Below are 20,611 nucleotides of genomic sequence, written 5' to 3'. Positions count from 1 at the left end.
GCCAATCTGGGGGAGCCATGACCAGTTTTTACATTATCGCGCTGATTTTCGGCTATCTGCTCGGCTCGATTCCCTTCGGCCTGCTGCTTACCCGCGCCGCCGGACTGGGCGACGTGCGCGCCATCGGCTCCGGCAATATCGGCGCGACCAACGTGCTGCGAACCGGCAATAAAGGCCTCGCAGCCGCCACGCTGATCCTCGACATATTGAAGGGTACGGCGGCGGTGCTTATCGCCGCGCATTACGGCCCGACCCTTGGCCCGACCTTGGGACTGTGGGCCGGCTTTGGCGCTTTCATCGGCCATCTTTTTCCGGCGTGGCTCGGCTTCAAGGGCGGCAAGGGCGTCGCGACCTATCTCGGCGTACTGCTCGGGCTGGCATGGCAGGGCGCGCTGGTATTCGCGGCCGTATGGCTGATCGTCGCCATCATCTTCCGCTACTCGTCGCTCGCGGCGCTGACGGCCGCCATCGTGGTGCCGATAGCGCTGTGGTTTCAGGCATCGCCGCAAATCGCCATGCTGTTTGCGGTCATGAGCCTCATCGTCTTCATCAAGCATCGCGCCAACATCTCCCGGCTGATGGCAGGCACGGAAGGCCGGATCGGCGCCAAGGGATGAACGAGCGCACTGCTGCGCCTCGTCTCAACGACCGGCAGCGGCTCGCCTGGCTTCGTCTGATCCGCACCCAGAATGTTGGCCCGGCCACGTTTCGCGATCTGATAAACCGCTTCGGCTCAGCCGAAACAGCGCTTGAAATGCTGCCCGAGCTGATGATTTCGGGCGGTGCGAACCGCCTTGTGCGCATCCCTTCGATTGCGGAAGCAGAAGCGGAAATGGAAGCCGCCAGAAAGGCCGGCGCGCGCTTCGTCGGCATCGGCGAGGCGGATTACCCGCCGCTGCTGAAAGCCATCGACCACCCACCGCCGCTGCTGGCGATGAAGGGCCAAGGGGCTGTGTTCGGCTTGCCGGCGGTGGCGATCGTTGGCGCACGCAACGCTTCGCTTGCCGGCATCAAGATGGCCCGCGCGCTTGCCGCCGACCTTGGCCGCGAAGGCTATGCCGTCGTCTCCGGCCTGGCGCGCGGCATCGACACCGCAGCCCATGAGGGCAGCCTTTCGACAGGCACGGTGGGCGTTCTCGCCGGCGGCCTAGACATGCCATACCCGCCCGAAAACATTGGGCTGATCGAGGATATCTGCGAGCGCGGCGGCGCGGTCATTTCCGAAATGCCGTTCGGCTGGCAAGCGCGCGCGCAGGACTTTCCGCGCCGCAACCGGCTGGTCGCAGGGGCCGCCTTCGGGCTGGTGGTGGTGGAAGCAGCAAAGCGATCCGGCTCGCTGATCAGCGCGCGGCTTGCGGGCGAAATGGGGCGGCTGGTGTTTGCCGTGCCGGGCTCGCCGCTCGACCCGCGCGCCGGCGGCGCCAACGGCCTGCTCAAGGACGGCGCTATTCTGGTCACCGAGGCGGATGACGTTGTCAGCGCTCTCTCCCCGCTTTCGGCGATGCCTGCGTCGTTCGCCCTGCCGCTGGAGGAACCGCCGGATTTCTCCGTAACGCCGCCCGGCGAGGACGACCGTGCACGTATCGTAGAAGCGCTGGGACCGACGCCGGTGGCCGCCGACGAGATCATCCATCACACCGGCCTGCATCCGGCGCAGGTGTTCATGGTGCTGCTCGAACTGGATCTGGCGAGCCGGCTGGAACGCCATGCCGGGGGCCATGTCTCGCTTGTTTTCTAACTGCTTGATTTGTCAGTGGTGGGCGGGGTGGGTATCGAACCCACGACCATTCGATTAAAAGTCGAATGCTCTACCACTGAGCTACCCGCCCGCCTTGATCGATCGCCGTCCTGCAATGCCGGCGAGCGGCCTGACCTGCAGCGTGCAATATACCTTCCGCAAGCCGGTAGCACGTATTCGATGCACCCGACAGGATTGCGTCTTTTCGCGAGCACCAAGGCACCCCGGAAAGTGCGCGGAACATAGGGAGACTGCACGGGCCGGTCAACCGAAAAAAGCAAGGCATCAGACCTCGCTTTTGCGGCGGATCCCTGCGGTGGCAACCTGCCAACATTGCGCTGCGTTACGGCTGCCAACGGAACCGCGCGCAATACGGTTTGACAATATGGGGCTTTCTCGGAACGAATGGGTTGCCCAATCGTTGTTTGCACCAAAGGAACCAATTTTTGAGGAGAAAGTCATGAACAAGATTACATCGGGCATAATGGCCGGCGTGTTGAGCGTATCGTTTGCGGGTGCGGGAATGATCCCCGCCCAAGCGGCGTCCGTGTATGTTCCACAACAGCAAATGACGACGCCTAACGTGCAAACAGTGCAGTGGAAGCGACGGAATTGGCAGCGTCATTCTCGTCACGATAGCCGTCGCTACTGGCGCGGACATCGCGGCCACGATCATTATCGCCGAGGCTATCGCCGTCACGGCAATCTATGGTTCCCTCTGGCGGCATTCGCCACGGGCGCGATCATTTCCGGCGCGATCGCTAATGACAGGCCACCGGCGTATAGCGGCAATTCGCATGTCCAATATTGCTATGACCGGTATAGATCCTATCGGGCTTCGGACAACACGTTCCAGCCCTATAACGGCCCGCGCCAACAGTGCCGCTCGCCATACTGAGTAGAGTTGATCGACTGGAAAAGGCCCGCGCTGTTACCGGCGCGGGCCTTTTTCGTGTCAACCGGCGCTCAGCGTCCGGCGAACGGCGTCGCGCCAGCCCTTGAGCTTGGCGGCGCGCTGCTTTTCCGCCATTGCCGGTTCGAAGCGGCGGTCGAGCGCCCAGGCTTTGGCAAATTCGTCCGCTTGCGGCCAGACTCCCGCCCGCGACCCTGCCAGCCAGGCCGCGCCCAGGGCTGTCGTTTCGAGAATCGTCGGCCGGTCAACCGGCGCATCCAGAATGTCGGCCAGCCGCTGCATCGTCCAGTCGGACGCTACCATGCCGCCATCGACCCGCAGCACCGTCTCGGTTGAAGCGGCCTTCCAGTCCTTGCGCATGGCGTCGAGCAGGTCCCGCGTCTGGTAAGCAACCGATTCGAGTGCGGCGCGGGCGAATTCCGCCGGGCCGGAATTCCGGGTCAGACCGAAAATCGCGCCGCGCGCTTCCGCATCCCAATGCGGCGCGCCCAACCCGACAAAGGCCGGCACCAGATAGACCTCCTGGGTCGGATCGGCTGCCGCCGCCAGCTTTCCCGTCTCTTCCGCCTTGGCGATGATCTTCAAGCCATCGCGCAGCCACTGAACGGCGGCCCCAGCGATAAAGATGGAACCCTCCAGCGCGTAAGTGGTGCGGCCGTTCAGCCGATAGGCGATGGTGGTCAAAAGCCGGTTTCTGGACCGCACAATATCCGTGCCCGTATTGAGCAGCGCGAAACAGCCGGTGCCGTAGGTGGATTTCATCATCCCCGGCTGGAAACAGGCTTGGCCGATGGTCGCGGCATGCTGGTCGCCGGCGACGCCGAGGATTTTTATCTCGGCTCCAAACAGATTTTTGTCCGTTACTCCATAATCATCGGCGCAATCCTTCACCTGCGGCAGCAGGATCGCCGGGATGTTCAGGATGTCGAGCAGTTCGTCGTCCCACGCATTCTTATCGATGTTGTAAACCAGCGTGCGCGAGGCGTTGGTGGCATCCGTAGCATGCACTTTTCCACCGGTCAGCCGCCAGATCAGGAAACTGTCGATGGTGCCGGCCAACAATTCGCCGCGCTCGGCGCGCTTTCTTGCGCCCTTCACCTTGTCCAGCATCCAGGCGATTTTTGTGCCGGAAAAATACGGATCGAGCAAAAGCCCGGTCTTCTTCGTGAATTTCTTCTCCAGCCCCTGCTTCTTCAGTTTCTGGCACAGAGGTGCCGTGCGCCGGTCCTGCCAGACGATGGCCGGATGAATCGGCTTGCCGGTCGCCTTGTCCCAGATGACGACCGTTTCACGCTGGTTGGTAATGCCGATTGCAGCGATCCCGGACGCGTCGCGCCCGGCGTTCTTCAGCGCCGCCTTGACCGACCAGAGGACGCTCGCCCAGATTTCCTCCGGGTCATGCTCGACCCAGCCGGAGGCGGGATAATGTTGCGCGAATTCTTTTTGCCCAACGCCCGCGATCTTCATCTTTCCGTCGAACAGGATTGCGCGGCTTGATGTCGTCCCCTGATCTATCGCCAGGATAAAACCGGTCATTCCCCCTCCCTGAAATCAATGGTCGCGCATCAACCGGGTCAAAGCCCCTGCATGAATTCGTCGAGCGCGGCCGTCTGCGCAGCGTTGAAATGCAGCCCGCGCTTGGTACGCCGCCACAGCACGTCCTCGGCTGTCTGCGCCCACTCGTTTTGCGCAAGATAGCGTATTTCGGCCTCGTACAGTTGCGCGCCGAAATCGCGGCCCAGATCGGCAAGCGATTTGGCCTCCCCCAGCAACGCCCGTACGCGCGTGCCGTAAAGCCGCGTCAGCCGGCGGGCATACCGCGCATCGAGGAAGGGATAGGCCTTCTCCACTTTCGCGACTTCCGCCTCAAACCCGGTTGCCAGAAAATCACCGCCCGGCAGCGGCGCGCTGGCGGTCCACGGCTTGCCGCGCTTGCCAAGGAAACCCTCGATCTTTTCAAGCATCGATTCCGCCAACCGGCGATAGGTGGTGATCTTGCCGCCGAAAGCGTCGAGAATCGGTGCCTGACCGTCGCCGCCCTCGCCCTTCAGCACGTAGTCGCGGGTGGCCTCCTGCGCTTTCGAGGCATGATCGTCATAGAGCGGCCGGACCGCCGAATAGGTCCAGACGATATCCGTGCGCAGCACCGGCTCGGCAAAATACTCGCTTGCTGCAGCGCACAGATAATCGATCTCGGTATCGCTGATGTTCACGACATGCGGGTCGCCGGTGAAATCGCGGTCGGTGGTGCCGATCAACGTGAATTCTTCCTCGTAGGGGATCGCGAAAATGATGCGGCCATCCTTGTTCTGGAAGAAATAGGCGCGCGGATCGTCGAATTTCTTGCGCACTACAATGTGGCTGCCCTGAACGAGGCGGACATTGTGCGCGTCCTTCTGGCCGACCACGGTGGACAGCACATGATCCACCCACGGCCCGGCGCAATTGACCAGCAGGCGCGCCTTGACCTCTTCGGTCTTCTTCGTGCGCGCATCTTCAAGCGTGATCGACCACAGTTCCCCCTCGCGCCGCGCGGAAATGACCTTCGTGCGGGTTCGGACGACAGCACCACGGTCGGCCGCGTCGCGGGCGTTCAGCGCAACCAGCCGGGCGTCGTTGACCCAGCCGTCGGAATATTCGAACGCCTTTTGAAAGAGCGGTTTCAGCGGCTTGCCCGCCGGATCGGTGTGCATGTCCAGCGTTTTCGTCGCCGGCAACAGCTTGCGCCCGCCGATATGATCGTAGAGAAACAGGCCAAGCCGCAGCATCCAGGCGGGGCGCAGGCCCTTGGCGTAGGGCAGCACGAAGCGCATCGGCCAGATGATGTGCGGGGCGTTGCGCCACAACACCTCGCGCTCCATAAGAGCCTCGCGAACGAGCCGGAACTCATAGAATTCCAGATAGCGCAGGCCGCCATGAATGAGCTTGGTCGAGCCAGAAGACGTGCCGCTGGCCAGATCGTTCATTTCGGCCAGGAAAACGGAAAAGCCGCGCCCGGCAGCGTCGCGGGCGATGCCGCAGCCATTGATGCCGCCCCCTATGACAAAAATGTCATGGACCTGCGATGCGTCCACGGACCCCTCCGATATTTTCGGATTGCAGCGCAATCGCTGATTTCGAAATACGTTTTGATTATTTCGAAATTATAACGCGTGTCAAACGAAATATCGGAGCGACAACTGCCTGAAAACGCCGCTCATTCGAGCGCAGCTTCGATCAGGTCCACTTCGGATTCCGCGCATATACGGCGGATCGAAGCGATGTCGCAGCGATCCGTTATGAACGTATCGACCTGCGACAGATGCCCGATGCGAACCGGCGCGGTGCGCTCGAACTTGGTCTGGTCCGAAACCAGGATGACATGCCGCGCATTGGCGATAATCGCCTGGGCCACCTTCACCTCGCGAAAATCGAAGTCGAGCAGCGCCCCGTCATGGTCGATCGCGGACGCACCGATCACCGCATAATCGACCTTGAACTGCTTGATGAAATCCACCGCCGCCTCGCCGACGACGCCGCCGTCGGAGCCGCGCACCACGCCGCCGGCGATCACCACTTCGATCGAAGGATAGACACGCATCCTGTTGGCAACGTTGATATTATTGGTGATGACCATCAATCCCTGATGATCGAGCAACGCCTTGCTGACGGCTTCCGTCGTGGTGCCGATATTGACGAACAGCGAGGCATTGTCGGGAATAAGCCTTGCCGCCGCGCGGCCGATGGCGTCCTTTTCGTCGGCGGCGATCTTGCGGCGCGCCTCATATTCCATGTTCTCGATGCCGGACGGAAACAGCGCCCCGCCATGGATGCGGGACAAAAGCCGCTGGTCGCACAGATCGTTCAGATCCTTGCGGATGGTCTGCGGCGTGACGTTGAAATGCGTCGCCAAATCGTCGACCAGCACGCGCCCATTATCCTTGGCCAGCTGGACGATTTCGGAATGGCGCGGCGAAAGAAACATCGGTCGATTTCCAGTTTCGTTTTCTTTATTTATAACCAAAAACGAAAATGGAAAAGGCTTTCGCGGCATTCATCGGTGGAGCGCTTGCGGCTAACCGGTCCTATTCTGGAAAATCCGGAAGTTTTTGGAACGCCTCCTTCAGCGCGTTCGACCAACCTTCCGAAATGGTGCGGTAGTACGGATCGTCCTGGCCTATCCGTTTCCTGAAGCCTGCCTTGAAGCTTTCCTTCTCATAGAACAGAAGATCGAGCGGCAGGCCCACGGAAAGGTTCGATTTCAGCGTCGAATCGAACGAGACGAGCAACAGCTTTACCGCCTCGGCAAAACTCATCGCTCTTTCATACGCCCGGATGATGATCGGCTTGCCGTATTTGGTCTCACCGATCTGGAAGAACGGCGTGTCGTCACTGGCTTCGATGAAATTGCCTTCCGGGTAAATCATGAACAGCCGCGGTTCGCTGCCCCTGATCTGCCCGCCCAGGATGAACGACGCATTGAAGGAAGAATCGGCGCTCTCGCCCTCCGGCGAGGAACTGGCGATTACTTCCTTGATCGTATCGCCGACCATGCGCGCCGTCTGGTACATGGAAGGCGTCGCCAGCACCGTTGCCTGCCGGTCAGACACCGCCTTGCTGCGCTCGTCCAGCAGGCTGACGACGGCCTGGGTCGACGCCAGATTGCCGGCCGACATCAAAACGATCACGCGCTCGCCCGGCTCCTCCCAGACATGCATCTTGCGGAACGTCGAAATGGAATCCATGCCCGCATTGGTGCGCGTATCCGACATGAATACGAGCCCGCGATCCAGCTTCAGGCCAACGCAATAGGTCATGCAGTCCTCTAACAGCGAATTTTTCGGGATTACTGCTCTACGGTGACGGTGACCGCAAGCTCTTCTTGCGCCTGCCCTACCCGAATTCCCGAGACGGGCATGGCATCGCGGTAGTCGCGCCCAGTCGCCACCCGGACATAGCGTTCGTCCGGCGAGATGCTGTTGGCGACATCGAAGGCGACCCAGCCCAGCCCCGAAACATGCGCTTCCGCCCAGGCATGGCTGGCCGCCTGCTCGACCGTATCGTTCATCATCAGATAGCCGCTGATATAGCGGGCGGGAAAACCCAGAACGCGCGCGGCCGCGCAGAAAATATGGGTATGATCCTGGCAGACGCCCGTTGCCAGCGCCAAAGCATCCTCGGCCGGGGTCGCCACGGTGGTGCTGCCCGGCGTATAGGCGACCCGCTCGCCGATTATCGCCATCAGTTGGTGCAAGCGTTCTATCTCCGTGCCCTCGCCCAGCGAAGCAGCCATCGCGCGGATACCGTCGCCGGCTGTCGTCAACGGCGTCTGGCTCTTGAAGAGCCACAGTGGCGCAAAGCCTTGATGCTGGCCGACAACGCCTGCGGTGTCGTGCGTGACCACGTCGCCGGAAGCTTCGACCGTTATGAAATTCCTTTCGCCATCGACGCTCAGCAGGCGCGTGTCATTGCCGAACTGGTCGGCGAACCGCACCTCCTCGCGCGCGCCATCGATGGCCAGCGACCACGCCAGAACCGTCTGCGTCTGCCCGCTCTGCGGAAGCAGGCGCAACCGCTGCAACGCATACTGCACAGGCGCGTCGTAGCGATATTCGGTGCGATGGGTGATCTTTAGTTTCATCCAACTTTCCCTAGACGCATGATCTCATCCGAAAACCGCTTCCCACTTTTCGGGATCATGCTCAGTAGAACCGGTAATCTTGCCCGATCTCGTCGCCGAGCCGCGTATTGCACTGGATAAAGTCGGTCAGGAATTCATGCAGGCCGGTGTCGAATATGCTCTTGATCGAGCCGCCCTTCAGCATCGCGTGCGTCGTTTCCGCCGTGGCATGGCAGGTGTGGCGCTCGCTGTAATCGTCGCCGAGAAATTTCAGATGTTCCGCGATGAAGCGATAGCAGAAGGTCAGCGAGCGCGGCATGCGCGCGTTCAAGATGAGATAGTCGGCAATGTTGGCCGGCTTGTAGGCGGCGTCGTAGTTCCAGCGATAGGAACGATGCGCCGACACGGAGCGCAGGATCGATTCCCACTGGGAATTGTCCAGGCTCGAACCGACCCAGGAAATCGACGGCAACAAGACATAATATTTCACGTCGAGGATGCGGGCGGTGTTGTCGGCGCGCTCGACATAGGTGCCAAGCTGCGAGAAGTCGAAAATCTCGTTGCGCAGCATGGTGCCGTAGAACGCACCGCGGATCAGCGCCGTCTCGCGCTTGATGGCGTCGAGAACGGCCGGCAGGTCGCGCTCGTCGATGGGCGTGGCCAGCATCCGCTTCAGCGACATCCACGCTTCGTTGATGGCCTCCCACGTCTCGCGGGTCAACGCGGTGCGCACCATGCGGGCGTTGTTGCGCGCCGTCTCGATGGACACCATGGCGCTCGACGAATTCGACACGTCGCGCAGCAGGAAGTCGGCGACGTTGGCGGACGTATAATCGGCATATTTCTGCGAATAGGCGTAGTCGGCGCCGGCGCTCAACAGCACCGAGGCCCACTCCTCGGATGCCTCCTGCGTTCTGGTCAGCGCCATGCGCAGCCCGGCATCGACCAGCCGCGCCATGTTCTCCGCCCGCTCAATATAGCGGTTCATCCAGTAAAGCCCGTTGGCGGTACGACCGAGCAACATCAGCAGCCCCAGGATTGAGGTTCAATCATCCAGCACCCACGTGTCCTTCGTCCCGCCGCCTTGCGAGGAGTTGACCACCAGCGAGCCCGGTTTGAGCGCTACGCGTGTCAGGCCTCCCGGCACGATCTGGATGCGGTCGGACACCAGTACATAGGGGCGCAGGTCGACATGGCGCGGCGCGAGGCCTTTTTCCGTCAGGATCGGGCAGGTGGACAGCGCCAGCGTCGGCTGAGCGATGTAGTTGGAGGGTTTTGCGGCGAGTTTCTTCGAAAAATCCTCGCATTCCTGCTTCGTCGCCGCAGGCCCGATCAGCATGCCGTAGCCGCCTGAACCGTGAACCTCCTTGATGACCAGTTCATCGATATGCTCGAGCACGTATTTCAGGCTGTCCGGCTCCGAACAGCGCCAGGTCGGGATGTTGCCGAGGATCGCCTTGCGGCCGGTATAGAATTCCACGATCTCCGGCATGTAGGAATAGATCGCCTTGTCGTCGGCGATGCCGGTTCCGGGCGCGTTGGCGATGGTGATGTTGCCGGCGCGGTAGACGTCCATGATGCCCGGCACGCCAAGCGTGGAGTCCGGCCTAAAAGTCAGCGGATCGAGATAATTGTCGTCGACGCGCCGATAAAGCACGTCGATCTGCTTGTAGCCTTGCGTGGTGCGCATGGCGACATGACCGTCCACGACGCGCAAATCCTGCCCTTCGACCAGTTGCACGCCCATCTGGTCGGCTAGGAAGGCGTGCTCGAAATAGGCGGAATTGAAACTGCCCGGCGTCAGCACCGCGATAGTGGGGACGCCCTCTACGCCTTCAGGCCGCACCGCCGCCAGCGACTGGCGCAGAAGCTGCGGATAGTTCTCGACCGGGCGAACCTTGATTTTCTGGAACAGCTCCGGGAACAATTGCATCATGGTTTCGCGGTTTTCCAGCATGTAGGAAACACCGGAAGGCGTGCGGGCATTGTCTTCCAGCACGTAGAACTCGTTCTCGCTGATGCGCACGATATCGACGCCGATAATGTGGGTGTAGACGCCGGCCGGCGGCCGCACGCCGATCATTTCCGGCAGAAAAGCCTCATTATTGGCGATCAGTTCCCTGGGAATGCGGCCCGCGCGCAAAATTTCCTGGCGATGGTAGATGTCGTCGAGAAAGGCGTTGAGCGCCTGCACGCGCTGCTCGATGCCCTGGGTCAGCCTGCGCCATTCGTTGCCGGCAATGATGCGGGGCACGATGTCGAACGGGATCAGCCGCTCGGCCGCCTCCTGCTCGCCATAGACGGCAAAGGTGATGCCCGTCTTGCGGAAGACGCGCTCGGCGTCCTGCATTTTCTGGGTGAGCCTTTCCGGCTCCTGTTCCTTCAACCAGCGATCGTACACGAAATAAGGACTTCTCAGTCCCGATGTTTCCGGAAGCATCTCGTCGAAAGCTGTCAATCGCCCGCTCTCCTGCCGCCGCCATTTCAAATGCGGAAAGCAAGAAAAGCAAGCGATTTAGGGATTACGCAGCGGAACGGCGCTCAAAAGGCGCGAAAAGTCACCGTCGTGAAAGTGTCCTTGATGCCGGGGATGACCTGCACCTTCTGATTGACGAAATGGCCGATGTCTTCCGCGTCATCGACATAGAATTTGGCCAGCAGGTCGTACTGGCCGGCCGTCGAGTAGATTTCAGAGGCGATCTCGGCATCCGCAAGCGCGCTCGCCACGTCATAGGCGTTGCCCAGATCGCATTTTATCTGCACGAAAAACGCCTTCATGGCACGGTCCTGTCTATTGTACGCTGATGCCTGCTCTTGTCGCAGACTGCAGCCGGCCTTTCAAGCATCGCGCGCTTCATCAGGCTCAGCGCAGCGGGATATCGCCCCTTGCCCAGCCTTCGGAGATTTCCGCCGCCCTCGCCTCGAAAGTTTGTGTCTCGATGGCGGCACGGATGTCCTGCATGTGCTTCTGGTAATAGGAAAGATTGTTCCAGGTCAGGAGCATCGCCCCCAGCGCCTCCTGCGAACGCACCAGATGGTGCAGGTAAGCGCGGGAATAATCGCGGGCGGCCGGGCAATCGCTTTCCTCGTCCAGCGGGCGCGGATCGTCGGCATGGCGGGCGTTGCGCAGATTGACCTTGCCGCGCCGCGTGTAGGCGAGGCCGTGGCGGCCGGCGCGGGTGGGCATGACGCAATCGAACATATCGATGCCGCGCGCCACCGATTTCAAGATATCGTCGGGCGTGCCGACGCCCATCAGATAGCGCGGCTTGTTCGAAGGGAGTTCGGGACAGGTAATTTCGAGCATGTCGAGCATCACCGCCTGCGGTTCGCCGACCGCCAGCCCGCCGACCGCATAGCCCTTCAGTTCCATGGCGGCGAGCGCCTGCGCGGAGCGCACGCGCAAATCGGCAATATCGCCGCCCTGCACGATGCCGAACATCGCCTTGCCGGGCTGGTCGCCAAAGGCCGTCTTGCAGCGCTCGGCCCAGCGCACCGACAATTCCATGGCGCGCTCGATTTCCTTGTGCTCGGCCGGAAGCGCGGTGCATTCGTCCAACTGCATCTGGATATCGGAATCGAGCAGACCCTGAATCTCAATGGAGCGTTCCGGTGTCATTTCATAGGCCGCGCCGTCGATATGCGAGCGGAAGGTAACGCCCTTTTCGGTCAGCTTGCGCAATTTCGACAGCGACATGACCTGAAACCCGCCGCTATCCGTCAAAATCGGGTGCGGCCAGCGGGCGAATTCGTGCAATCCGCCGAGTCCTGCGACACGCTCGGCGCCGGGCCTAAGCATCAGATGATAAGTATTGCCCAGGATGACATCGGCGCCCAGATCGCGCACCTGGTCCATATACATGGTTTTCACGGTGCCGCCGGTGCCGACCGGCATGAAGGCCGGGGTGCGGATTTGTCCGCGCGGCATCGAAATTTCGCCACGCCGCGCCTTGCCGTCAGTGGCCAGGAGTTTGAAGGAGAATTCTGTGGTCATTTTTCTTGCCTGAACAGCAGGCTGGCGTCGCCGTAGGAATAGAAGCGATAGCCGGTTTCAATGGCATGCGCATAGGCGGCACGCATGGTTTCAAGCCCGGAAAACGCCGAAACCAGCATGAACAGCGTCGAGCGCGGCAGATGGAAATTGGTCATCAGCATGTCCACCATTTTGAAGCGATAGCCCGGCGTGATGAAAATGTCGGTCGGCCCGGACCATGCGGCGAGCTTGCCGTCTTTGCCGGCAGCACTTTCCAGCAGCCGAAGCGACGTGGTGCCGACAGCAATGATCCGACCACCGCGCGCTCTGGCCGCGTTCAGCGCCTCGGCAACCGCCGGCGGAACAGAGCCGATTTCGGAATGCATCTTGTGGTCGGCGGTATCGTCCGCCTTTACCGGCAAGAAGGTGCCGGCGCCGACGTGCAACGTCACGAAATGGCGCTCAACGCCCTTTGCGTCGAGGGCAGCAAACAGTTCCGGCGTGAAATGCAGGCCAGCGGTGGGGGCAGCGACCGCACCCTCTTCATGGGCGTAGATAGTCTGATAGTCGCGAACATCGCGCTCGTCGTCGTCGCGTTTGGAGGCGATGTAGGGCGGCAAGGGAATGTGGCCCACGCTATGCAGCGCCTCGTCCAGGAACGGCCCGGAAACATCGAAGCCGAGCAGCGCCTCGCCGCCCTCGCCTTTTTCAATCACCGTTGCGTCCAACTGCCCGAGAAAGCAGGAATTTCCGTCATGGCCGAAATGGATGCGGTCGCCCTCGGCGACGCGCTTTCCGGGCCGCATGAAGGCCAGCCAGCGATCCGGGCCGGTGCGCATATGCAGCGTCGCCTCGACCTGCGCCACCGCCTCGCCGCGCCGGCGCATGCCCTTCAATTGGGCCGGGATGACCTTGGTGTCGTTGAACACCATGACGTCGCCCTCCTTCAGCATGGAAGGAAGATCGCTGACAAGCCGGTCCTCGAGCCCCTCGCCCGGCCTGACCGCCAGCAATCGGGCGCTGTCGCGCGGGGCCGCCGGGCGTAGCGCGATGGACGCCTCCGGCAGATCGAAATCGAAAAGGTCGACGCGCATCAGTAAATCCGTATGAGCACGGCGCCCGCGAGCAACAGCACCGCGCCGGCGATGCGACCGACAGAAATCTCGCGCACCGCCAGGCCCAGAAAGCCGATCCGGTCGACCAGAATGCCAGCGCACAATTGGCCGGCAACCACGAAGCCCATCGTGGATGCGGCCCCAAGCCTGGGTATCAGGATGATGATGGCGGTGACGAAGGCGGCGCCCAGGCAGCCGCCGGCCACGAACATCCAGAGCGGTGGCGCGCGCCAGGCAAGCGATACGCCTTGCGCCTGGGATACCACGGCCGTCACAATGAACAGCGCCACTGTGCCTGCCAGGAAGGATGCCGCCGCTGCCGCAAGCGGCATGCCCAGCCCTCGGCTGAGCGCAGCGTTGATCGGCGCCTGGATGGCCAGGAAGGACCCGGCCACCACGCCGAACGCACCCCAGAGCACGCCCCAGATCATGTGGGTTTACGCGGCGACGTCGGCGGCGACCTTCACCGAGACGATCGTGTCGGGATCCTGCACCGGCTCGCCGCGCTTGATCTTGTCGACATTTTCCATGCCTTCGATGACCTGGCCCCAGACCGTATACTGGCGGTTGAGGAAGGCGGCGTCGCCAAAGCAGATGAAGAACTGCGAATTGGCCGAATTCGGGTTCTGCGAGCGGGCCATGGAGCAGGTGCCGCGGGCGTGATTGACGTTGGAGAACTCGGCCTTGAGGTCCGGCTTCTCGGAACCGCCCATGCCGGCGCGCGCCGGCGCGAAATCCTTGCTGCCGGTCTTGCCGAATTTCACGTCGCCGGTCTGGGCCATGAAACCGTCGATGACGCGGTGGAACACCACGCCGTCATACGCGCCTTCGCGCGCCAGTTCCTTGATGCGGCCGACATGGCCGGGCGCCAGGTCGGGAAACAGTTCGATGACGACCTTGCCCTTGCTCGTCTCCATGATGAGCGCGTTCTCGCGGTCCTTGATCTCAGCCATGTCAGAAATATCCTTTTGGAAACAATAATGTGGTTCTGTTTATTTGTCGGCGGCAATGCGCACTTTGAGCATGCTGTCGGGGTCGGCGACAACGCCGTTCTGCGCCTGGTCGCCCTTCTTGATCTTGTCCACCAGTTCCATGCCGCTCTCGACGGTGCCGACGATGGTGTATTGCCCATCGAGCGAGGATGCGGGCGCGAACATGATGAAGAACTGCGAATTGGCCGAATTCGGGTCCTGCGACCGCGCCATGCCGACCACGCCGCGCACGAAATGTTCGCTGGTGGAGAATTCCGCCGGCAGGTCGGGCAGGTCCGAACCGCCGGTGCCGACGGCTTCGGCATTATACCCGTCCTTCATGTCGCCGTAGCGCACGTCGCCCGTCTGGGCCATGAAGCCGTCGATGACGCGGTGGAAAGCGACATTGTCATAGGCGCCGTCGCGAACCAGCTTCTTGATCTGCGCGACATGCTTGGGCGCGAGATCCGGCCGCAGCGCGATGGTCACATCGCCATCCTTGAGGGTGATTACCATGGTGTTCTCAGGCTCGGCGGCAAAAGCCGTCGCGGAGCCGGCCAGCAATCCGGCGATAACGAGAAAATACGCGGCGAGCTTTTTAAGCTGCATTGGGAAAACTCCGGGGCTATTTCGCGAATTTGGAAGTGAGCGCGCCGACGACTGCTGCGGGCACGAAGGGGCGGATGTCGCCGCCCATTGAGGCAATCTGGCGGACCAATGTGGCGGTAATCGTGCGTACTGAAGGACTTGCCGGCAAAAAGACGGTTTGCAGGTCGGGCGCCATGGTTTCGTTCATGCCGGCCATCTGCATCTCGTAGTCGAGATCGGTGCCATCGCGCAGGCCGCGGATCATGATCGACGCGCCATGCTTTTTCGCTGCATCGATCACCAGCCCGTCAAAGGCGACGACCTTGATGCGCGCGCCGTCGCCGCCGAACTCTTCACGCGTGGCCTGCTCGATGAGGGCTACCCGCTCCTCGAACGAGAACAGCGGCTTCTTGCCGGGATGAACGCCGATGGCGGCATAAACGGTATCGGCAACCGCAAGCGACGCCTTCAGCACATCGAGATGGCCGTTGGTCAGCGGGTCAAAGGAGCCGGCATAAAGGACAATGCGTTCTGTCATGGCAGGTGCTTCTAGCGAGACAGCCGGTCAAAGGCAATCGGACGACGGTGGATGAACGCCCGATGAACGGGTCGATCACGCGTTCTTCACAGAGCGTTCACTATCGTGACCCTTACCGGGATGAAACCAAATTCCTACCTGAACGTTAATGAAGCAGGAGATTAAAACCATGATGATCTACATGCTCGCTATCGCAATGACCGTCGCCATGCTGATTGCCACTCTTTTCGGCCTGCATCAGGAGGCCGAGCGCGTGCGCGTCAGAACCAAGGCCAAGCGCTCCAGCGGTTTCGACCTCAACGCCCGCTTCTGACGCCTGTTCTTCTGCAAAGCACCGCCGGCTTTTCGCCGGCGCGTGCAGGTTTAATCCTCAGCCTTGGCTTTCATCCGGAGAATCGGTTTCGACAACGGGGGTTGCGTCCCCATTTCCGACGCTGCCGGGCTCTTCCCCTTCATCGTCGGTCTGCGGTTCTGAAATCCGCTCCACGGACACGACCTTTTCGCCTTCGGCCGTATGGAAGATGGTCACGCCCTTGGTCGCGCGGCTGGCAAAGCGAATGCCCGCGACCGGCACGCGGATGACCGTGCCGCCGTCCGAAACCAGCATGATCTGGTCGTCATTGCCGACCGGGAATGCCGCCACCAGCTTGCCGATCTCGTCGACCTTGGAGACGTCGGTGGCGCGAATGCCCTTGCCGCCGCGATTGGTCAGCCGGAAATCGTAGGACGACGAACGCTTGCCATAGCCGAACTCGGTCACCGTCAGCACGAACTGCTCATGCTGCTTCAGATGTTCGTAGCGGTCGTCTAAAAGCTCGGCCTCCTCGCTGACCTCCTCATTGGTCAGCGCGATCTCTTCTTCGTCGCCAGTCCCCGAAAGCAGGCGACGCTCGACTGCGGCTCGCTTGAGATAGGCTGCCCGCTCCGCCGGCGCGGCATCGACATGCTCGATCACCGCCATGGAGATGACCCGGTCGCCATTGGCCATGGCGATGCCACGCACGCCGACCGAATTGCGGCTCTGGAACACGCGCACATCGTCTACCCGGAAGCGGATGCACTGGCCCGAATTCGCCGTCAAAAGCACGTCGTCATTGTCGGTGCAGGTTTCGACGCCGAGAATCTCGTCGCCCTCTTCCTCCAGTTTCATGGCGATCTTGCCGTTGCGGTTGACCTGAACGAAATCCGAAAGCTTGTTGCGCCGCACCGTGCCGCGCGTGGTTGCGAACATGACGTCGAGTTCGCCCCAACTCGTCTCATCCTCGGGCAACGGCATGATGGTGGTGATGCGCTCGTTCTGCTCGAGCGGCAGCATGTTGATCAGCGCCTTGCCGCGCGACTGCGGGTTGCCGATGGGCAGACGCCACACCTTTTCCTTATAGACGATGCCGCGCGACGAGAAGAACAGCACCGGCGTATGCGTGTTGGCGACGAACAGGCGCGTGACGAAATCCTCGTCCCTGGTCGACATGCCGGAGCGGCCCTTGCCACCACGGCGCTGCGCCCGGTAAAGCGACAGCGGCACCCGCTTGATGTAGCCGGTGTGGCTGACGGTCACGACCATGTCCTCACGCGGGATCAGGTCTTCGTCATCCATATCCGAGCCGCCGTCGGTAAGCTCGGTGCGGCGCGGCGTGCCAAACTCGTCGCGCACGGCGGCAAGTTCGTCCTTGACGATCTGCTGGATGCGCAGGCGTGACGACAAGATGTCGAGATAGTCGAGTATCTCTGCACCGATCGTGTTCAACTCATCGGCGATCTCGTCGCGTCCAAGCGCGGTCAGGCGTTGCAGGCGCAGTTCGAGGATGGCGCGCGCCTGTTCCTCGGAGAGATTGTAGGTTTTGTCGTCGTTGATGCGGTGGCGCGGATCTTCAATTAGCAGGATCAGCGATTCGACGTCACCGGCCGGCCAGCGCCGCTCCATCAACTGCTCGCGCGCCGTCGCCGGATCGGGGGCGGAGCGGATAAGCTTGATCACCTCGTCGATATTAGCGACGGCGATCGCCAGACCGACCAAGATATGCGCGCGGTCGCGCACCTTCTTCAGCAGGAATTTCGTGCGCCGGCTGATCACTTCCTCGCGGAAGCTGACAAAGGCCTTCAGCATGTCGGTGAGGTTCATCACCTCCGGCTTGCCGCCGTTCAGCGCGACCATGTTAGCGCCAAACGAGGTTTGCAGCGGCGTGAAACGGTAAAGCTGGTTGAGGATGACCTCGGCGTTGGCGTCCTTCTTCAACTCGATGACGACGCGGTAGCCCTGCCGGTCGCTCTCGTCGCGAATATCGGAAATGCCTTCGATGCGCTTGTCGCGCACTAGTTCGGCCATCTTTTCGATCATCGTCGCCTTGTTCACCTGGTAGGGAACCTCGGTGATGACGATGGATTCGCGGTCGTTGCCGCGCGGCTCGACGCTGGCGCGGCCGCGCATGACGATGGAGCCGCGACCGGTGGCGTAGGCGCTGTAGATGCCTGAGCGGCCAAGCACGATGGCGCCCGTGGGGAAATCCGGTCCGGGAATGATTTCCATCAGGTCCGGCAAATCCATCGCCGGATTGTCGATCAGCGCAATGGCGCCGTTGCAGACTTCCATAAGGTTGTGCGGCGGAATGTTGGTCGCCATGCCAACGGCGATGCCGCCCGAACCGTTGACGAGCAAATTGGGGAAGCGCGCCGGCAGGACGCGCGGCTCGCTGCCGGAAGCGTCGTAGGTGTCCTGAAAATCGACCGTATCCTTGTCGATATCCTCGAGCAGTTCGTGCGCCACCTTGGTGAGCCGCGCTTCCGTGTAGCGCATCGCCGCCGGCGGATCGCCGTCGATGGAGCCGTAATTGCCCTGTCCGTCGACGAGCGGCACCCGCAGCGACCAGTCTTGCGCCATGCGCACCAAGGCGTCGTAGATCGAGGCGTCGCCGTGCGGGTGGTATTTACCCATCACGTCGGCGACGGGGCGCGCCGACTTCACATATTTGCGGTTCCAGTGGTAGCCGCTCTCATGCGCCGCATAGAGGATGCGCCGGTGTACCGGTTTCAGGCCATCGCGCACGTCCGGCAGCGCACGGCTGACGATGACGCTCATGGCGTAGTCGAGATAAGAGCGCTGCATCTCCTCGATGATGGAGATCGGCTCAATGCCTGTCGGGCCGCCTTCGGCGCCGCGAGGTGGTTTTTGGTCGGTCAAATCAGATCACACGAAATTTGGGAATCACTGAGTGTTTATATAGGAAGGCCAACGATTTCTCCAATGAAACGGCAAGTTTTCCAGCGTTGAATTTTCCAGAAAATTCAAATGGATATCGGGAATTTTGTCGAACTGCGACAGCATGCCCGGCAACGCTACCGGACCGGGCGGGGAAAACACCACGAAACCGGGGCTGGCGCGGCTTGGCCGATCGCGCTAGCCTGACGCCGAGGGGAATGGCACATGCCAAATTTCGACAGCCTTTTCAATGCCTTCGTCACCATATTGGTGACCATCGATCCACCCGGCCTGGCCCCGCTTTTCCTAGCCGTGACGCACGGCATGAACCGCGAACAACGCCGGCAGGTCTCGATCCGCGCCTCGATCATCGGCTTCGTGGTGATGGCGCTGTTTGCCGTTGCCGGCGCGTCTATCCTCTCGGTATTCGGCATCACGCTTCCCGCCTTCCGCGTCGCGGGCGGGTTCCTCTTGTTTTTCATCGCGTTCGAAATGGTGTTCGAGCGCCGTCAGGACCGCAAGGAGAAGATCGGCGCGGTCGCCATCACCCGCGACCACATCCACAACATCGCCGCCTTTCCGCTGGCGATCCCGCTGATCGCCGGCCCCGGCGCGATTTCGGCCACTGTGCTTTTGTCCGGCACGTTTCAGGGGGTTGCCGCGCAGGCGGCTCTGGTCGGCATCATCTTCGTCTGCCTCGCCATCACCTTTCTGGTGTTCGTGCTGTCGGAGCGCATCGACCGTTTCCTCGGCCAGACGGGCCGGTCCATCCTGACACGGCTTCTCGGCGTCATCCTGGCGGCCCTGGCGGTGCAGTTCGTCGCCGACGGCATCAAGGCGCTGATGATCGGCTAGAGCCTCGAGGCGCTAATGGTCGGCTAAAGCCTCCGGGCTTCCTTTGCCATTTCGGGGCACGGCGATGCGGCAGCCGCCTTCTTCTTGCGACGCTCGTAGAACATGGCGAGCGTCTCGGCCATCAAGGCGGGCTTTTCCTCGCCGTCGATCTCGATGGTGTTGGCAACCTTCATGAGATACTGGCCCGGCCCCTTATCCTCCATGGAAAGAAGGGTCGCACGCAGCCTTATCCGCGAACCGACCTTGACGGGCGAGATGAAGCGCACCCTGTCCAGCCCGTAATTGAACGCGGCCTGGGTGTTTTCGGGAATCACGCCCATTTCCTGGCTGAGACAGCCGATGACCGACAGGGTCAGGTAGCCATGCGCGATCGTCGTGCGGAATGGGCTCTGGCGCTTGGCCCGCTCGGGGTCGATATGAATCCACTGGCGGTCGCCCGTGCATTCCGCGAACTGGTCGATACGCGCCTGGTCGACAATTATCCAGTCGGACACGCCCAGTTCCTGCCCTTGCATGGTCCTGAGTTGCTCATAGGTCGGTGGCGTTTTCGTCATCTACTGCGTTTTGCCTCGTTGCGCCGCGGGGCATCCCATCCCAAGACCTGGGACAAATCCATTTCGACGTGGTTCGGTTCCAATCTATCGGGGTTAAATGGCCTATTTGCCTTTCTCGTAGCCGGAACGAACCTCCGCCATCGCTTCCTTGATGCGATTGCGCAGGATGTCGATGGATTCGGTCCCGGACTTCTTGACCAGTTCGGCCACCTCGCTGGCGTTGCTGACCGCGCTTTCGAAGGCCTTCTTGGCGAATTCCGTCTGCTGCGCGATCAGCTTCTGCGCATCGCCGGGTGCGCGGTAGCTGCGGGCCATTTCCGTCGCCTCGCGCAAGGTTTCCTGAAGCATCTCGCGCTGCCGGTTCATCAGCGAACTGGCGCCAGCCGCCGTCGCCTTGGCCGACTGCTCCAGCGCCTCGAGGTTCCTGCGGTGATGGTCAAGAATGGATTCTATGTCCACATCGGGAAGCTTCAGATCGTGGCCGAACTTCGTGAACATATCCATGAAGGAAGGGGTTTCCGATTGCTTGGCCATGACTGTCTTCTCCCGATTCCGCAAAGCCGACACTACA

Annotated in this window: 22 protein-coding genes and 1 tRNA gene; 5 read left to right on the top strand and 18 right to left on the bottom strand. The window is 61.5% G+C overall.

Annotated features, from left to right (window positions below; genetic code table 11):
- Positions 1–17: 17 nt before the first annotated feature.
- Positions 18–617, top strand: a complete 600-nt coding sequence (gene plsY, locus ACX3P0_RS08295) for a glycerol-3-phosphate 1-O-acyltransferase PlsY (RefSeq protein WP_459087830.1) — start codon at positions 18–20, stop codon at positions 615–617.
- Complete coding sequence (gene dprA, locus ACX3P0_RS08290; RefSeq protein ID WP_459087829.1) at positions 614–1,738, top strand: DNA-processing protein DprA; 1,125 nt, start codon at positions 614–616, stop codon at positions 1,736–1,738. The genes plsY and dprA overlap by 4 nt, the downstream gene beginning before the upstream one ends.
- Positions 1,739–1,754: 16 nt before the next feature.
- Here the strand turns inward: dprA and ACX3P0_RS08285 are convergent.
- Positions 1,755–1,829, bottom strand: a tRNA-Lys gene (locus ACX3P0_RS08285).
- 369 nt (positions 1,830–2,198) lie between these two features.
- Between ACX3P0_RS08285 and ACX3P0_RS08280 the strand changes: the two genes are divergently transcribed.
- A complete protein-coding gene (locus tag ACX3P0_RS08280; protein ID WP_459087828.1) occupies positions 2,199–2,636 on the top strand; it encodes a BA14K family protein in 438 nt (145 codons plus the stop codon).
- Positions 2,637–2,693: 57 nt separating this feature from the next.
- Here the strand turns inward: ACX3P0_RS08280 and glpK are convergent, their stop codons facing one another.
- From glpK to coaD, 14 genes are all read right to left on the bottom strand, one after another.
- Positions 2,694–4,187, bottom strand: a complete 1,494-nt coding sequence (gene glpK / locus ACX3P0_RS08275; protein ID WP_459087827.1) for a glycerol kinase GlpK — start codon at positions 4,185–4,187, stop codon at positions 2,694–2,696.
- Between the two features lie 38 nt (positions 4,188–4,225).
- Positions 4,226–5,725 (bottom strand): glycerol-3-phosphate dehydrogenase, encoded by a 1,500-nt coding sequence (gene glpD, locus ACX3P0_RS08270; RefSeq protein WP_459087826.1) that lies wholly within the window; start codon positions 5,723–5,725, stop codon positions 4,226–4,228.
- A 122-nt stretch (positions 5,726–5,847) separates the two neighbouring features.
- Positions 5,848–6,615: a DeoR/GlpR family DNA-binding transcription regulator gene (locus ACX3P0_RS08265; protein ID WP_459087825.1), complete on the bottom strand. Its 768-nt coding sequence runs from the start codon at positions 6,613–6,615 to the stop codon at positions 5,848–5,850.
- 100 nt (positions 6,616–6,715) lie between these two features.
- Complete coding sequence (locus ACX3P0_RS08260; RefSeq protein WP_459087824.1) at positions 6,716–7,447, bottom strand: peptidase; 732 nt, start codon at positions 7,445–7,447, stop codon at positions 6,716–6,718.
- A gap of 29 nt (positions 7,448–7,476) precedes the next feature.
- Entirely contained in the window at positions 7,477–8,271 is a 795-nt protein-coding gene (locus ACX3P0_RS08255; protein ID WP_459087823.1) for a transglutaminase family protein, read from the bottom strand.
- Between the two features lie 61 nt (positions 8,272–8,332).
- The gene (locus ACX3P0_RS08250) at positions 8,333–9,274 is read right to left on the bottom strand and encodes an alpha-E domain-containing protein (RefSeq protein ID WP_459087822.1); all 942 of its coding nucleotides are present in this window, start codon (positions 9,272–9,274) and stop codon (positions 8,333–8,335) included.
- A 21-nt stretch (positions 9,275–9,295) separates the two neighbouring features.
- On the bottom strand, positions 9,296–10,708 hold the full coding sequence (locus ACX3P0_RS08245) for a circularly permuted type 2 ATP-grasp protein (RefSeq protein ID WP_459087821.1): 1,413 nt from the start codon (positions 10,706–10,708) through the stop codon (positions 9,296–9,298).
- An 83-nt stretch (positions 10,709–10,791) separates the two neighbouring features.
- Positions 10,792–11,028 carry an Lrp/AsnC ligand binding domain-containing protein gene (locus tag ACX3P0_RS08240; RefSeq protein WP_459087820.1) on the bottom strand — a complete coding sequence of 79 codons (237 nt, stop codon included), beginning with the start codon at positions 11,026–11,028 and terminating at the stop codon, positions 10,792–10,794.
- 85 nt (positions 11,029–11,113) lie between these two features.
- Entirely contained in the window at positions 11,114–12,244 is a 1,131-nt protein-coding gene (tgt, locus tag ACX3P0_RS08235) for a tRNA guanosine(34) transglycosylase Tgt (RefSeq protein WP_459087819.1), read from the bottom strand.
- Positions 12,241–13,317, bottom strand: a complete 1,077-nt coding sequence (gene queA, locus ACX3P0_RS08230; protein WP_459087818.1) for a tRNA preQ1(34) S-adenosylmethionine ribosyltransferase-isomerase QueA — start codon at positions 13,315–13,317, stop codon at positions 12,241–12,243. Before queA ends, tgt begins: the two co-directional genes overlap by 4 nt.
- On the bottom strand, positions 13,317–13,769 hold the full coding sequence (locus ACX3P0_RS08225; protein WP_459087817.1) for a DMT family transporter: 453 nt from the start codon (positions 13,767–13,769) through the stop codon (positions 13,317–13,319). The genes queA and ACX3P0_RS08225 overlap by 1 nt, the downstream gene beginning before the upstream one ends.
- A gap of 6 nt (positions 13,770–13,775) precedes the next feature.
- Positions 13,776–14,291, bottom strand: coding sequence for a peptidylprolyl isomerase (locus ACX3P0_RS08220; protein ID WP_459078626.1), 516 nt, complete (start codon positions 14,289–14,291; stop codon positions 13,776–13,778).
- Positions 14,292–14,330: 39 nt separating this feature from the next.
- A complete protein-coding gene (locus tag ACX3P0_RS08215; RefSeq protein WP_459087816.1) occupies positions 14,331–14,918 on the bottom strand; it encodes a peptidylprolyl isomerase in 588 nt (195 codons plus the stop codon).
- Between the two features lie 16 nt (positions 14,919–14,934).
- A complete protein-coding gene (gene coaD / locus ACX3P0_RS08210) occupies positions 14,935–15,435 on the bottom strand; it encodes a pantetheine-phosphate adenylyltransferase (RefSeq protein ID WP_459087815.1) in 501 nt (166 codons plus the stop codon).
- A gap of 169 nt (positions 15,436–15,604) precedes the next feature.
- Between coaD and ACX3P0_RS08205 the strand changes: the two genes are divergently transcribed.
- Positions 15,605–15,748, top strand: coding sequence for a hypothetical protein (locus ACX3P0_RS08205; protein ID WP_459087814.1), 144 nt, complete (start codon positions 15,605–15,607; stop codon positions 15,746–15,748).
- A gap of 57 nt (positions 15,749–15,805) precedes the next feature.
- On the opposite strand, the gene gyrA is transcribed toward ACX3P0_RS08205, so the two are convergent.
- Positions 15,806–18,613 (bottom strand): DNA gyrase subunit A, encoded by a 2,808-nt coding sequence (gene gyrA / locus ACX3P0_RS08200; protein ID WP_459087813.1) that lies wholly within the window; start codon positions 18,611–18,613, stop codon positions 15,806–15,808.
- Positions 18,614–18,856: 243 nt separating this feature from the next.
- Between gyrA and ACX3P0_RS08195 the strand changes: the two genes are divergently transcribed.
- The gene (locus tag ACX3P0_RS08195; RefSeq protein WP_459087812.1) at positions 18,857–19,486 is read left to right on the top strand and encodes a MarC family protein; all 630 of its coding nucleotides are present in this window, start codon (positions 18,857–18,859) and stop codon (positions 19,484–19,486) included.
- 23 nt (positions 19,487–19,509) lie between these two features.
- On the opposite strand, the gene ACX3P0_RS08190 is transcribed toward ACX3P0_RS08195, so the two are convergent.
- Positions 19,510–20,040 (bottom strand): MaoC family dehydratase, encoded by a 531-nt coding sequence (locus ACX3P0_RS08190; RefSeq protein WP_459087811.1) that lies wholly within the window; start codon positions 20,038–20,040, stop codon positions 19,510–19,512.
- A 102-nt stretch (positions 20,041–20,142) separates the two neighbouring features.
- Complete coding sequence (locus tag ACX3P0_RS08185; protein ID WP_459087810.1) at positions 20,143–20,574, bottom strand: phasin family protein; 432 nt, start codon at positions 20,572–20,574, stop codon at positions 20,143–20,145.
- Positions 20,575–20,611 lie beyond the last annotated feature (37 nt).

The organism is Mesorhizobium sp. A556 (assembly GCF_054489545.1).
Note: the sequence above shows the minus strand (reverse complement) of the source record. Positions and strands in the feature narration are given on the sequence as shown.